Source organism: Pseudomonas poae (assembly GCA_028869255.1).
In the GTDB taxonomy this organism is placed as follows: domain Bacteria; phylum Pseudomonadota; class Gammaproteobacteria; order Pseudomonadales; family Pseudomonadaceae; genus Aquipseudomonas; species Aquipseudomonas poae_C.
The window spans coordinates 4,506,526-4,519,889 of sequence record CP110972.1 but is presented as its reverse complement, the minus strand read 5'-3'; the positions used below and the strand labels follow the sequence as shown (position 1 = coordinate 4,519,889).

General features: G+C 60.2%; 11 protein-coding genes and 2 pseudogenes. 8 read left to right on the top strand and 5 right to left on the bottom strand.

Annotation, left to right across the window (positions count from 1 at the left end):
• Positions 1-3: 3 nt before the first annotated feature.
• From nth to metG, 3 genes are all read right to left on the bottom strand, one after another.
• Positions 4-642 (bottom strand): endonuclease III, encoded by a 639-nt coding sequence (gene nth / locus LRS56_20535; GenBank protein ID WDU61213.1) that lies wholly within the window; start codon positions 640-642, stop codon positions 4-6.
• 121 nt (positions 643-763) lie between these two features.
• Positions 764-1,927, bottom strand: coding sequence for an electron transport complex subunit RsxB (rsxB, locus tag LRS56_20530; GenBank protein ID WDU61212.1), 1,164 nt, complete (start codon positions 1,925-1,927; stop codon positions 764-766).
• Positions 1,928-2,037: 110 nt separating this feature from the next.
• Entirely contained in the window at positions 2,038-4,089 is a 2,052-nt protein-coding gene (gene metG, locus LRS56_20525; GenBank protein WDU61211.1) for a methionine--tRNA ligase, read from the bottom strand.
• Positions 4,090-4,261: 172 nt separating this feature from the next.
• Here metG and apbC point away from each other — a divergent pair, with 172 nt between their 5' ends.
• On the top strand, positions 4,262-5,356 hold the full coding sequence (apbC, locus tag LRS56_20520; protein WDU61210.1) for an iron-sulfur cluster carrier protein ApbC: 1,095 nt from the start codon (positions 4,262-4,264) through the stop codon (positions 5,354-5,356).
• Between the two features lie 498 nt (positions 5,357-5,854).
• Here the strand turns inward: apbC and LRS56_20515 are convergent, their stop codons facing one another.
• On the bottom strand, positions 5,855-6,178 hold the full coding sequence (locus LRS56_20515; protein WDU61209.1) for a ferredoxin family protein: 324 nt from the start codon (positions 6,176-6,178) through the stop codon (positions 5,855-5,857).
• 142 nt (positions 6,179-6,320) lie between these two features.
• Positions 6,321-8,912 (bottom strand): DNA mismatch repair protein MutS, encoded by a 2,592-nt coding sequence (mutS, locus tag LRS56_20510; protein WDU61208.1) that lies wholly within the window; start codon positions 8,910-8,912, stop codon positions 6,321-6,323.
• Between the two features lie 313 nt (positions 8,913-9,225).
• On the opposite strand from mutS, the gene LRS56_20505 reads away from it, so the two are divergent.
• The 7 genes and pseudogenes from LRS56_20505 (at position 9,226) to LRS56_20475 (ending at position 13,281) form a co-directional block, all read left to right on the top strand.
• Positions 9,226-9,960 carry a helix-turn-helix domain-containing protein gene (locus LRS56_20505; GenBank protein ID WDU61207.1) on the top strand — a complete coding sequence of 245 codons (735 nt, stop codon included), beginning with the start codon at positions 9,226-9,228 and terminating at the stop codon, positions 9,958-9,960.
• Positions 9,961-10,554: 594 nt separating this feature from the next.
• A complete protein-coding gene (locus LRS56_20500; GenBank protein WDU61206.1) occupies positions 10,555-10,899 on the top strand; it encodes a pyocin R2, holin in 345 nt (114 codons plus the stop codon).
• Between the two features lie 21 nt (positions 10,900-10,920).
• Positions 10,921-11,436, top strand: coding sequence for a hypothetical protein (locus LRS56_20495; GenBank protein WDU61205.1), 516 nt, complete (start codon positions 10,921-10,923; stop codon positions 11,434-11,436).
• 58 nt (positions 11,437-11,494) lie between these two features.
• Positions 11,495-11,644: pseudogene (locus LRS56_20490) on the top strand (phage late control D family protein).
• 15 nt (positions 11,645-11,659) lie between these two features.
• A complete protein-coding gene (locus tag LRS56_20485) occupies positions 11,660-12,211 on the top strand; it encodes a glycoside hydrolase family 19 protein (GenBank protein ID WDU65785.1) in 552 nt (183 codons plus the stop codon).
• Complete coding sequence (locus LRS56_20480) at positions 12,199-12,699, top strand: lysis system i-spanin subunit Rz (GenBank protein ID WDU61204.1); 501 nt, start codon at positions 12,199-12,201, stop codon at positions 12,697-12,699. The genes LRS56_20485 and LRS56_20480 overlap by 13 nt, the downstream gene beginning before the upstream one ends.
• A gap of 82 nt (positions 12,700-12,781) precedes the next feature.
• Positions 12,782-13,281 (top strand): annotated as a pseudogene (locus tag LRS56_20475) (nicotinamide-nucleotide amidohydrolase family protein).
• The last annotated feature ends 83 nt before the right edge of the window (positions 13,282-13,364 follow it).

The following is a 13,364-nucleotide window of genomic DNA, read 5'->3' as shown; positions in this document are numbered from 1 at the left end:
CCCTCAATCGTCAGAGGTTTTTTCCTTGTATTCGCACAGGTCCTCGATCCGGCAGCTGCCGCAGCGGGGCTTGCGTGCCTGGCAAACATAGCGTCCGTGAAGGATCAGCCAGTGGTGGGAATCGAGCAAATAGGGTTTTGGCACAAACTTCATCAGCTGCTTTTCCACCTCCACCACATCTTTGCCGCGGGCAATGCCGGTTCGGTTGCTGACGCGAAAAATATGCGTGTCCACCGCCATGGTCAGTTGCCGGAACGCAGTGTTGAGCACCACATTCGCGGTTTTACGGCCAACGCCCGGCAGAGCCTCCAGGGCTTCTCGGGTTTGCGGCACTTCGCTGCCATGCAGTTCGACCAGCAGGCGGCAGGTCTCGATAACGTTTTTGGCCTTGCTGTTGTATAGGCCGATGGTCTTGATGTACTCGGACAAGCCTTCCACGCCCAAGGCATGGATCGCCTCGGGCGTATTCGCCACCGGGTACAGCTTCGCCGTCGCCTTGTTGACGCCAACGTCCGTGGATTGGGCCGAGAGGATCACCGCAATCAGCAACTCGAACGGCGTGGTGTAGGCCAGTTCGGTCTTGGGTTCCGGATTGTCTTCGTGAAGCCTGCGGAAAATTTCCAGGCGTTTTGCGGCATTCATGGGGCAGGCGTTTCCTTGCAGGCAGTCAACGTGATTGTGAAATAGGGGCCAGGCTCGGGGCCCTGCGAGCACCCGAGCAGGATAAACCATCACCGCTACATCCGGCAGCGCGTGTCGCGGATCAAGCGCCGAGGTGGGCGTCGACTTGGCGCTGCGCTTCTTCGAGCTTGCGCTGTGCGGCCTTCAGTTCATCTGCGCCGACGCCAGGTTGGCGTTGCAATTTGCTGACATCGGCCCGGGCATACGCCAGAGCGGTTTTCAGCTGACGCAGTTGGGCGTCGATGGGGCGTTTTTCCACACGCTGCAAGTCCGGCCTGGGCTGTTCACTGTCGGCTTCGGCGTTATGCAAGGCTTGCTCTGCGCTACACAGTGCTGCGCTCAAGGTTGCCAACTGCTGTGCGTCAGCGTTCAGGTCCTGCGCTTCTTTCAGTTCGGCGCGGCGCATGGCCAGTTGGATTTTTGCACGTTTGAGCGCCGGATCTTTTTGCGGCGGCAGGGCAGCAGGGCTGGTGATTTCCAGGGCTGCAAGGGCCTGCTCAGCTGCTTCAAACTGCTGTTGCAGGACGATCAACTGAGACTGTTGCTCAAAGGTTGGCGGATGACCAAACGCCTTCAAGGATTTATGCAGTTGGGCGCGACTCATTGCGACCGTGATTTTGGCTTTCTTGACTGCTGCATCCCTGGCTGCTTGAGCGGTATCGGCCTGTTTAGGCGCAACCGGCGCCGTACGCGTGGCGCGTGCCAAGCGTTCGGCGAGCTTGTGTGCTTCCTCTTGCAGTAGGCGTGTGTTGCGGTGTTCATAGCGCCGGCGCGCCCTGTCGCGCTTGAGGTCACGTTCATGGCGCTGGTGATCGTTGGCTGCCAAGTCGCCCACAATCGGCAGCACGGAAGCCGCTGGGCGCATCTCAATGCAGTCGACAGGGCAGGGCGCGACACACAGGTCGCAACCTGTGCACTCATCCATGATCACGGTATGCATCAGCTTGGCGGCACCCACAATTGCATCCACCGGGCAAGCCTGGATGCATTTGGTGCAACCGATGCACTCAGCCTCGCGGATGTAGGCGACCTGAGCCGGAGCTTCTGCGCGGCTCATGTCCAGTGGCAGCACCGGCACACGCAGCAATTGCGCAAGGCCCGCTATGGTCTCCTGCCCACCCGGCGGGCACTTGTTGATCGCCTCGCCCTGGGCGATGCCCTCGGCGTAAGGCTTGCAGCCTGGGTGCCCACACTTGCCGCACTGGGTCTGCGGCAGCAGCGCGTCGATACGTTGAATCAGAGTCATGGGGGTCATTGGCATGCCGGTAAACAAACAGGGCCTGATTATCCGGCTAGCGGGAAGGGGGACTAGCTGAAAAGCCCCATCGCCGAAGCGACAGGGCTATTTTGCAGGGCTTACTTGATACGTTGACCCGGCTTGGCGCCGCTGTCAGGGCTCAGCAGGTAGATTTCTTCGCCACCAGGGCCGGCCGCCATCACCATGCCTTCGGAAATACCGAACTTCATTTTCCGTGGCTTGAGGTTGGCGATCATCATGGTCAGGCGACCATCGAGCTTGGACGGGTCCGGATAAGCGCTCTTGATCCCCGAGAACACGTTGCGTTGCTCGCCACCGAGGTCCAGGGTCAGGCGCAGCAGTTTGTCGGCACCTTCCACGGCTTCGGCCTTGACGATCAGCGCCACGCGCAGGTCCACGGCAGCGAAAGCGTCGAAGTCGATTTCTGCGCTAATCGGGTCCTTGGCCAACTCGCCGTTACCGGCCGGAGCGGATTCGCCGGTGTCGGTCTGGCTGGCGACCAGGTCTTCTTTCGAAGCGTCGGTCATGGCCTGGACTTTCACCGGATCGATACGGGTCATCAGCGGCTTGAACTCGTTCAGCTGGTGGTTGCTGAGTAGGGTGGTGTGATCGTTCCAGGTCAGCGGCGCGACATTGAGGAACGCCTCGGCGTCGGCGGCCAGCAACGGCAGTACCGGCTTGAGGAAGATCACCAACTGGCGGAACAGGTTGACGCCCGTGGCGCAGATCGCCTGCACTTCAGCTTGCTTGCCTTCCTGCTTGTTCAACGACCACGGTGCCTTGTCGGCGATCCAGGCGTTGGCGCGGTCGGCCAGGCCCATGATCTCGCGCATGGCGCGAGCAAAGTCGCGGGCTTCATAAGCGTCGGCAATGCTTGGCGCGGCGGCCAGGAAAGCTTCGGTCAGTTCCGGCGCAGCGTTCTCGGCCACCAGCAGGCCGGCGTTGCCCTTGTGGATAAAACCGGCGCAACGGCTGGCGATGTTGACGACTTTGCCGACCAGGTCCGAGTTGACCTTCTGTACGAAGTCTTCCAGGTTCAGGTCAAGGTCGTCGACGCCACGGCCCAGCTTGGAGGCGTAGTAGTAGCGCAGGTATTCCGGCGACAGGTGGTCCAGGTAGGTGCGCGCCTTGATAAAGGTGCCACGGGACTTGGACATCTTCTGGCCGTTGACCGTCAGGTAGCCGTGCACGGCGATCCCGGTTGGCTTGCGGTAGCCCGAACCTTCGAGCATGGCCGGCCAGAACAGCGCGTGGAAGTTGACGATGTCCTTGCCGATGAAGTGGTACAGCTCGGCGGTGGAATCCTTGGCCCAGAACGCGTCGAAGTCCAGCTCCGGCGTGCGGTCACACAGGTTCTTGAAGCTGGCCATGTAGCCGATCGGCGCGTCCAGCCACACATAGAAGTACTTGCCCGGCTCATCCGGAATCTCGAAACCGAAGTATGGCGCATCGCGGGAGATGTCCCACTGTTGCAGGCCGGCATCCAGCCACTCGGCGATCTTGTTGGCCACGGCGTCCTGCAAGGTGCCGCTGCGGGTCCAGGTTTGCAGCATCTGCTGGAAATCCGGGAGCTTGAAGAAGAAGTGCTGGGAGTCCTTGAGCACCGGGATGGCGCCGGAGATGGCCGAGCGCGGGTTCTTCAGGTCGGTGGGTGCATAGGTGGCACCGCACTTCTCGCAGTTGTCGCCGTACTGGTCTTCCGTACCGCATTTCGGGCAGGTGCCCTTGATGAAGCGGTCGGCCAGGAACATTTTCTTTTCCGGGTCGAAATACTGCGTGATCGAGCGCGTGGCAATGTGCCCGGCGTCGCGCAGGCGCTTGTAGATCTGGCTCGACAGCTCGCGGTTTTCTTCGGAGTGGGTCGAGTGGAAATTGTCGAAATCCACCAGGAACTCGGCAAAGTCGGCGCTGTGTTCAGCCTGCACATTGGCGATCAGTTGTTCCGGGGTAATGCCTTCCTTTTCGGCGCGCAACATGATGGCCGAACCGTGGGCGTCGTCCGCGCAGACGTAAATGCATTGATTGCCGCGATGCTTCTGGAAGCGCACCCACATATCGGTCTGGATGTACTCAAGCATATGGCCAAGATGGATGGAACCATTGGCATAGGGCAGGGCGCTGGTGACGAGGATCTTGCGTGGCTCGGACATGGGGCTCGGCTACTTGATGAAACGGAGGTCGGCCACTATAAAGCGCCGGGAAATTTATTTCACCCCGTGGTGCTGTTTCAGAATCTTCCTCACCTGCGAAAGCATGCCGTAACGCCGCTGGAACGGTTAGGATAGCCGCCTGTTTCAGTCAGTCTTTTTTCGGGAGTAGCCCATGAGCGCCGTCAATCGCGCAGCGGTGGAAGCCGTTCTTCGCCAGTACACCGACCCCTATTTGAACCAGGACCCGGTCAGTGCCGGTTGTGTACGCGCCATCGAGGTCCAGGGCGACCAGGTGTCGGTCCAAATGGAACTGGGCTATGCCGCCGGCCTGTTCAAGAGCGGTTGGGCGCAGATGCTGCAAATGGCCATCGAGGGCCTGGACGGTGTGCGTTCGGCCAAGGTCGACATCCAGTGCGTGATCGCCGCGCACAAGGCCCAGGCGCAGATCCCGGGTTTGGCCAACGTCAAGAACGTGGTCGCCGTGGCCTCCGGCAAGGGTGGCGTGGGCAAATCCACCACCGCCGCCAACCTGGCCCTGGCCCTGGCCCGTGAAGGCGCGCGCGTGGGCATTCTCGACGCCGATATCTATGGCCCGAGCCAGGGCGTGATGTTCGGCATTGCCGAAGGCACGCGGCCCAAGGTCAAGGACCAGAAGTGGTTCGTGCCGATTGAATCGATGGGCGTGGAGGTGATGTCCATGGCCTTCCTCACCGATGACAACACCCCGATGGTCTGGCGCGGGCCGATGGTCTCCGGCGCCTTGCTGCAACTGGTCACCCAGACCGCCTGGGGCGACCTGGATTACCTGGTGATCGACATGCCGCCAGGCACCGGCGATATCCAGCTGACCCTCGCGCAGAAAGTCCCGGTGGCTGGCTCGGTGATCGTGACCACGCCCCAGGACCTGGCGCTGCTGGATGCCAAGAAAGGCGTGGAGATGTTCCGCAAGGTCAACATCCCGGTACTGGGCGTGGTGGAAAACATGGCGGTACACATCTGCTCAAACTGCGGGCATGCCGAGCATCTGTTTGGTGAGGGCGGTGGTGAGAAGCTGGCGACCCAATACGGCGTCGAGCTGCTGGCCTCGTTGCCGCTGTCGATGGACATTCGTGAGCAGGCAGATGGTGGCAAACCCACGGTGGCTGCAGAGCCCGATGGCCAGATTGCGATGATCTATCAGGAACTGGCCCGTCATGTCGGCGCCCGGATCGTCCTGCAGGAAGCGGCTGCGCCGGCAATGCCGACGATTACGGTCAGCGACGACTGATCCCGCTGAAGGAAAAGAAGCCTCGACACTGTCGGGGCTTTTTCTTGCCCGCAGATCGGTCAACGCTTCCCAATGACACTTTTTCTCAATTGCGCGTGTAAGCATTCGCTTACTTTTTCGTAAGTGTTTGGGTTTTTTGCCGGGTGTGGACGTCTCGAATCAGCGAGAGAGTTTTCTATCCTGTTGAAATATAACAATTATTTATATCTGTTGCAGTGCTTGTGCCTGTCAGCCCACAGGTTGGATCCCGTTGAACTTCCTTTGGAACTCTCTAAGATCAGCCCTGTGTCCACGGATTGGCACAGCCATCAAGGAACGATGGTTCGAAGGAACGTCGCAGGATGCGATTCATCAGGATGATGAAAAGGAATACAGGGACTAGGGAAAAAATGTGGGCGGGTCATACCGCCCCTTTTTTTTGCCTGCAGAAAAGTAAAACCCAAGCCGCAGAAACGCAAAAAGGCCCGCAAGGGGCCTTTTCAGGGACGACGGACGCTGTCAGCGTTCCAGGTCGGCGATCTTGCCCTTTTTACCATCCCACTCTTTAGCATCTGGCATCGGGTCTTTGCGTTCAGTGATATTCGGCCAGACTTCCGCCAGCTCGACGTTCAACTGAATAAATTCCTGCATCTCTGCCGGGACTTCGTCCTCGGAGAAAATGGCGACGGCCGGGCATTCTGGTTCACACAGGGCGCAGTCAATGCACTCATCCGGGTGGATAACCAGGAAGTTCGGCCCTTCGTAGAAGCAGTCCACCGGACACACTTCGACGCAGTCGGTGTACTTGCACTTGATGCAGTTGTCGGTAACGACGAAGGTCATTTCTAATTTTCTCCTCAGGCGGCGGCAGCGAAACCCCTTATTGCAGGGCTCGCGAGGTTCGGGAGCGATAGTCTGCAGGCCAGGCTAAAAGCCTGCAGCATCCCAAACCGCGCGAGAGTCTACCAGCTTGCAAGCGTATGCGTTATATCCGAACTTGCAGTGCATATAACATTTCTAATGCTTTGCGCGGCGTCAGGCCGTCCAGGTCAAGCTTTGCCAACTCATCCAGCACCGGATGCGGCAGGCTGGCAAACATATCGCTCTGGTGCGGCGCGGCGGGTTTGCTGCTGGTTTTTTGCGGGCTGGCCACCACGGTTTCATGGGGCAGCGCCGTGGTTTCCAGGCGGCTGAGGTGTTCGCGTGCACGGGTGATTACATCGTTCGGCACACCGGCCAATTGCGCCACGGCCAGGCCGTAACTCTGGCTGGCCGGCCCAGGCAACACGTGGTGCAGGAACACGATGCGCTCGTTGTGCTCGGTGGCATTGAGATGCACGTTGGCCACTAGCGGCTCGCTTTCCGGCAGCACCGTCAGCTCGAAATAGTGGGTGGCAAACAGTGTATAGGCACGCAGATGCGCCAAACGCTCGGCCGCCGCCCACGCCAGGGACAGGCCGTCGAAGGTGCTGGTGCCGCGACCCACTTCGTCCATCAGCACCAGGCTGCGTTCAGTGGCGTTGTGCAGGATGTTGGCGGTTTCGCTCATTTCCACCATAAAGGTCGAACGGCCACCAGCCAGGTCATCGCTGGAACCGATCCGCGTGAAAATCCGGTCCACCAGCGACAATTCACAACTGGCCGCCGGCACGAAGCTGCCGATATGCGCCAGCAGCACGATCAACGCGGTCTGACGCATGTAGGTGGATTTACCGCCCATGTTCGGACCGGTGATCACCAGCATGCGGGTGTCGTCATCCAGCGACAGGTCGTTGGCGACGAACGGTGTGGTCAACACCTGCTCCACCACCGGGTGGCGGCCTTGCACGATGCGCATGCACGGCTCGCTGACAAACCGCGGGCAGTTCAGGTCAAGGTTCAGTGCACGTTCGGCGAGGTTGCTCAGTACATCCAGTTCCGCCAAGGCTGCGGCGGTGTCCTGCAGCGGCGCCAGTTGGCTGATCAAGTCTTCCAGCAAGGCCTCGTAGAGCATCTTTTCCCGGGCCAGGGCACGGCTTTTGGCCGACAGCGCCTTGTCTTCGAACTCTTTCAGTTCTGGCGTGATAAAGCGCTCGGCACCTTTAAGGGTCTGGCGACGCTGATAGTCGATCGGTGCCGACTCGGCCTGCTTGCTCGGCAACTCGATAAAGTAGCCGTGCACACGGTTGTAGCCGACCTTCAGGTTGGCCAGGCCGGTGCGGGCTTTTTCGCGGGCCTCCAGGTCGATCAGGAACTGCCCGGCGTTTTCGCTCAGAGACTGCAGTTCATCCAGCTCGGTGTCGTAACCGGTCTTCAGCACGCCGCCGTCACGGATGATCGCGGGTGGGTTGTCGATGATGGCTTTTTCCAGCAGCGCCGCCAGTTCCGGGTAGGTACCGGCCGTCACGGCCAACTGTTGCAGGTGCGGTGTGTCCAGCTCGGTCATCGCCATTTGCAGTTGCGGCAAAGCGCCGAGGGCGTCGCGCAGGCGCGCCAGGTCACGCGGCCGCGCATTACGCAGGCCGATCCGCGCCAGGATGCGCTCGATGTCGCCGATTTCCTTCAGCTGCGGCTGCAGCTTTTCAAAGCGATAGCCGTCCAGCAGGCAGGTAATCGACGTTTGACGCGCTTGCAGCACCGTCAAGTCGCGCAGCGGACGGTTCAACCAGCGCGTCAGCAAACGGCTGCCCATGGCGGTCTGGCAACGGTCGACCACCGATTGCAGGGTGTTGTCGCGCCCGCCGGCGAGGTTGGTGTCCAGTTCCAAATTGCGACGGCTCGCACCATCGAGCACCACGGTGTCGTCCAGGCGCTCATGGCGCAGGCTGCGCAAGTGCGGCAGGGCGGTGCGCTGAGTTTCCTTGGCATAACCGAGCAGGCAACCCGCAGCGCCGATGGCCAGGGTCAGGGTTTCGCAGCCGAAGCCTTTGAGGTCCTGCACCGAGAATTGCTGGCACAGACTTTTCAGTGCCGAATCACGCTCGAAATCCCACGGTGCACGACGCTTGGTCCCACGACGCTTCTCTGCCGGCAAGTCCTTCGGCCAATCATCCGGGATCAACAACTCCACCGGATTGATGCGCTCCAGCTCCGCCAGCAGGTTCTCCCAGCCCTTGATCTCCAGCACGCTGAAATTGCCGCTGGTGATATCCAGTACCGAAAGGCCGAACAAACGCTCATCACCCAACACGGCGGCGATCAAGTTATCGCGACGCTCATCCAGCAACGCCTCATCACTCACCGTTCCCGGCGTAATAATGCGCACCACCTGACGTTCCACCGGCCCTTTGCTCGTCGCCGGGTCGCCGATCTGCTCACAGATCACCACCGACTCGCCCAGCTTCACCAGCTTGACCAGGTAGCCTTCCAACGAATGGTAAGGAATCCCACACATCGGAATCGACTGCCCCGCCGACTGCCCGCGTGCGGTCAGGGTGATGTCGAGCAACTTGGCGGCCTTCTTCGCGTCTTCATAGAAGATCTCGTAGAAGTCGCCCATGCGATAGAACATCAACTGATCAGGGTGCTGGTTTTTGAGGCGCCAGTACTGCTGCATCATCGGGGTGTGAGAGGACAGATCGGACGTATTTTTACTCATTGGGTAGTAGGCAAATTCGTTGAAAGTGATGGGGCAAAGGGGGCGCTTGGCCCAGCATTTTTTGCGATGGCGGCAAGGTTAACACGCGAGGTCGGGGGTTCGCAGGTCACAAACGGATAGGTAAAACCTGAAAAGGGCGCAGCGCCCAATGGCCACCACTCTTAAGGACGAGCACTACACCTGTGGCGAGGGAGCAAGCTCCCTCGCCACAGGTTAGTGATTGCCGCTCTTTTTCATAAGTTTTGCATCTAAGTGCATAAATAATGCAAATCAGCATTTGCCAACCCAAAAAATTCCATTCACTATCCGCGTTATGCAAAAACGCAACGTTTCTACCGTATTAAGAGAACTGCTGGACCGCGACCGGATCTCCCCCACGGAGCTTCACCGGCGTACCGGCGTGCCTCAATCCACACTCTCACGGATCCTCAGCGGCAAGATCGTTGACCCGTCGGACAAGCACATCTCGCGCATCGCCGAGTACTTCCGTGTCAGCACCGACCACCTGCGCGGGCGCGCGGCGGTGGGCGCTTTGCGCGATGACGGGCGCGACCCGATGCATTCGGAACTCAAGGACATAAGCCTGTGGGACGACGACACGCCCGTTAATGATGACGAGGTGTCGATCCCCTTTCTGCGCGAGGTTGAATTGGCTGCTGGATCAGGAAGATTCGTCATTGAGGAAAGCGAGAAGGCCAGCCTGCGCTTCGGCAAGCGCAGCTTGCGGCATAACGGTGTGCAGTTCGACCAGGCCAAGTGTGTGACGGTGCGCGGCAACAGTATGTTGCCGGTGCTGCGCGACGGCGCCACTGTCGGTGTGAATGCGGGCAAAAGTGGCATTGGCGACATCGTCGACGGTGACCTCTATGCCATCAATCACAACGGCCAGTTGCGGGTGAAACAGCTCTACCGCCTGCCTTCCGGGATTCGCCTGCGCAGTTTCAATCGCGATGAGCACCCGGACGAGGACTACAGCTTTCAGGATATTCAGGATGAGCAGATCAGCATCCTCGGCCATGTGTTCTGGTGGGGCATGTACGCTCGTTAACCTCCCTACGTAAGACAAAGCCCGCCAATGCGCGGGCTTTTTTTCGCCTGTAGAAAATCGGTAAACCCCTGGCTCGCAAGGGTTAAAATGCATTAACGCATTACTCGAGTGAAAATAAATGCGGTTGTGCATTGACTGTATATGCATACATGCATATTCTTCACCTCAAGCCAGCCAACAAGGTGGTGGAGGCGGCAAGGATGCTGCCAGTCAATTCAAGGAAGGCACGCAACATCGGCAAGGATGCCATCAGAGCGATGGCAAGGACGCCAGGCAACACCGGCAAGGATGCCGACGCTCTTTAGTTTCAAGGTTTCACAAGCACAGGCAGCGATGAATCGGCCTAAACGGTTCAGAGGGTTGGCAACTGACCCGGGTGTGCAGCGTAAAGCACCAGAAGCAGTTATCCGGCAGACAGGGATCGTGGTCGGAAAAACATTGAGGAAAGGTCCGTACCGCGCCAGTAGCGCCGAAAGACCGAGGACATCATTACTGAAAAGCCCGGGCAACCGGGCTTTTTGGAATGCCAACCTGTAAATGGATTTACCCAACCCACCGGCCCTTTGCCGGTAATGCTCAGCCAGGAGGCGTGACATGACAAACGAGCAGCAAGCGTTAGCGGAAATGCCTATCTGGCTGGTGATCGCACTGGCCTTGATCGGCGGCGTATCCGGTGAAATGTGGCGCGCCGACAAGGAGGGCGCCCGAGGCTGGTCGCTGGTACGGCGCCTGGCCCTGCGGTCCGGGGCGTGCATGGTCTGCGGGGTCTCGGCATTGATGCTGTGCTACGCCGCCGGCATGTCGATCTGGACCGCCGGCGCCATTGGTTGCCTGACGGCCATGGCCGGCGCGGACGTAGCCATCGGCCTTTACGAACGCTGGGCCGCCAAGCGCATCGGGGTCAACGAGGCCCCGCCCTCTCGCCCGGATCAGCAGTAACCGCTGCAAGGACGCAACGTAATGACTCTTATCGAAAAAACTTCCCAGCTGCCCGTGGCGATAGGGGCGGCGCTCAAGAGCGCCTTCCCACAATTGCGTGTAGGCAGCTACCAGGACTTCAGCGGCGCCGAGGATAAAACCGGCGTGTTGATCAGCGTTGAGCGCAATGGCCCTGGCGTGCGTTCGCTTGAAGGACGCAAGGCGCATGCCTTGTTGGTATCACTCCGGGCCACGGTCGCCAGTGGGTCAGTGCCTTTTGAGGCGTGCGACCTGGCCAGCCAATTGATGGACTTGGCCCTGGATAACCGCTGGGGCCTGCCGCCCGACCAGTGCGACTTGCCCACAGCCATCGTCGCCACGCCCTTCGGTCTCACCAGCGCGCAAACGGACTACGACACCTGGACCGTGTCCTTCACGCAAACCCTCTACCTCGGCCCGTCGCTGCTCGAAGAACCTACAGGCAAGCCGCTGTTTGCCTGCACCTGGGAAGTCTCGAATATCGACGATCCGGATCAATATCGGCCACTGCAGGAGTAGTCCATGTTCGACGCATTGCTACGCATGCAGCAGGGGCCGATCGTCGAGCGCCTGGCGGAACCCTCAGCTGTCTGCCGAAGGGGTGGTGCTGCTGGATGAGACGTGGCCGGTGTACATGCGGGGGCGCTGGTCGATCGACAAGGTGATTCACAGCGGGGATGCCAGGGGGTATCGGAGTTCGATCACCGCCAGTGGCTTGGCCTCTTGAATGAACGGGGGCGTGATGACACTTGAACAGTTGCAGCAGATCCTGCCTGACGCCCGCGCCCAAGCGGGCGTTTTTATAGGGGCGTTGAACAGCGCCATGGCCAATCGCCAAGTCACTACGGCGCGGCGCGCGGCGGCATTTATCGCCCAGATCGCCCATGAATCCGGTGAGCTGCGCTACGTGCGTGAACTGGGCAGCGATCAATACCTGAGCAAATACGACACCGGCCCCTTGGCCGCCCGCCTGGGCAATACTCCCGAAGCCGACGGCGACGGGCAGAAGTACCGGGGCAGGGGGCTGATCCAGATTACCGGGCGGCGCAACTACCTGGCCTGCAGCCGCGCGCTGTTCGGCGATGATCGGTTGTTGCACCAGCCGCAGTTGCTGGAGCAACCGCAGTGGGCGGCCGAGTCGGCGGCCTGGTTCTGGCAAAGCAATGGCTTGAACGAACTGGCCGACAAGGACCAGTTCACCCGCATCACACGGCGCATCAACGGCGGGCTGAATGGGCTGGAAGATCGCTTGCTGCTGTGGGCGCGGGCGAAGGCGGTGTTATGCGTTTCGTAGCAGCTTGCCGGCTGATCGGCGTTTGCTTATTGATGGCGCTGACTTGGCAGGTGCAGGCCTGGCGCTATGGTGCGCAGCTTGAGCGCCAGGCCCTCGTCCAGGCGCAGGCGCTGAGCCGGCAAAGCCAGGCGGCCTTGCACCAGCAACAGGCCGAGCAGGACAAACGGTTGGCTCTGGAGCAACAGCTCAGCGCCGGCGACCAACAACACGCTCGGGAGTTGAGCGATGCCCAACGTCATCAGGCTGTTCTGCGCGACCGCCTGGCCACTGCTGATGTGCGGTTGTCAGTCCTTCTCGACGCCGGCGACCTCGCCTCCGGCTGTGCATTGCCTGCCACCTCCACCGCCGGCGGCGTGGTTCATGCAGCCCCGCGAGCCCGACTTGACCCGGCGCATGCTCAACGAATTATCGGCGTCACCGATGACGGCGATAACGCCTTGATCGCCCTGCGTGCCTGCCAGGCGTATGTGCGGTCCGTCGCCCGTTAGTTTCTTGATGCACTCTGTAACTTGCGTGGCCGATGGGCTCCTGTAGGGTAGGCAAATCCCCCGCCCGCTTCTGGAGACGACCGTGAAGGAAATCACTCAACTTGCCGCTGAACTGGGTCGCCGTTTACAGGTGCTCAATGCCCACGTCACCACTGCCGAATCCTGTACCGGTGGCGGTATTGCCGAAGCCATCACGCGGATCCCGGGGAGTTCGGCGTGGTTTGAGGCAGGGTATGTCACCTATTCCAATCGGCAGAAGACCCGGCAATTGAATGTGCCGGAGAGCTTGTTTCCCAAGGTTGGGGCCGTCAGCCAGGACGTGGTGGAGGCCATGGTGCGTGGCGCCCAGGAAAAAGCCTGGCGCACTTTGCCGTGGCGGTCAGCGGTGTGGCGGGGCCCGATGGCGGTTCGCCGGACAAACCGGTGGGCACCGTGTGGCTGGCGTTCGGCGTCGGGGATGTGGTTACGGCCGAGCTGCAGCACTTTCCCGGCAACCGTGATGAGGTCCGCCGACAGACGGTAAAGGCCGCCCTTGAGGGCTTGATGCGACGAGCTGCAGCAGAAATAGAAAATCAGGGGTAGGCGATCTCCGATCTTTGTGGAACAATACTGTCTACTTATACAGGTGTTGGCCGTCAGGCCTTATTGATTACGTGAGGACTTTA

Excerpts from the sequence above, each read along its gene's own strand:
- nth (WDU61213.1), bottom strand. The coding sequence starts at position 642 with ATGAATGCCGCAAAACGCCTGGAAATTTTCCGCAGGCTTCACGAAGAC.
- rsxB (WDU61212.1), bottom strand. The coding sequence starts at position 1,927 with ATGACTCTGATTCAACGTATCGACGCGCTGCTGCCGCAGACCCAGTGC.
- metG (WDU61211.1), bottom strand. The coding sequence starts at position 4,089 with ATGTCCGAGCCACGCAAGATCCTCGTCACCAGCGCCCTGCCCTATGCC.
- apbC (WDU61210.1), top strand. The coding sequence starts at position 4,262 with ATGAGCGCCGTCAATCGCGCAGCGGTGGAAGCCGTTCTTCGCCAGTAC.
- LRS56_20515 (WDU61209.1), bottom strand. The coding sequence starts at position 6,178 with ATGACCTTCGTCGTTACCGACAACTGCATCAAGTGCAAGTACACCGAC.
- mutS (WDU61208.1), bottom strand. The coding sequence starts at position 8,912 with ATGAGTAAAAATACGTCCGATCTGTCCTCTCACACCCCGATGATGCAG.
- LRS56_20505 (WDU61207.1), top strand. The coding sequence starts at position 9,226 with ATGCAAAAACGCAACGTTTCTACCGTATTAAGAGAACTGCTGGACCGC.
- LRS56_20500 (WDU61206.1), top strand. The coding sequence starts at position 10,555 with ATGACAAACGAGCAGCAAGCGTTAGCGGAAATGCCTATCTGGCTGGTG.
- LRS56_20495 (WDU61205.1), top strand. The coding sequence starts at position 10,921 with ATGACTCTTATCGAAAAAACTTCCCAGCTGCCCGTGGCGATAGGGGCG.
- LRS56_20485 (WDU65785.1), top strand. The coding sequence starts at position 11,660 with ATGACACTTGAACAGTTGCAGCAGATCCTGCCTGACGCCCGCGCCCAA.
- LRS56_20480 (WDU61204.1), top strand. The coding sequence starts at position 12,199 with ATGCGTTTCGTAGCAGCTTGCCGGCTGATCGGCGTTTGCTTATTGATG.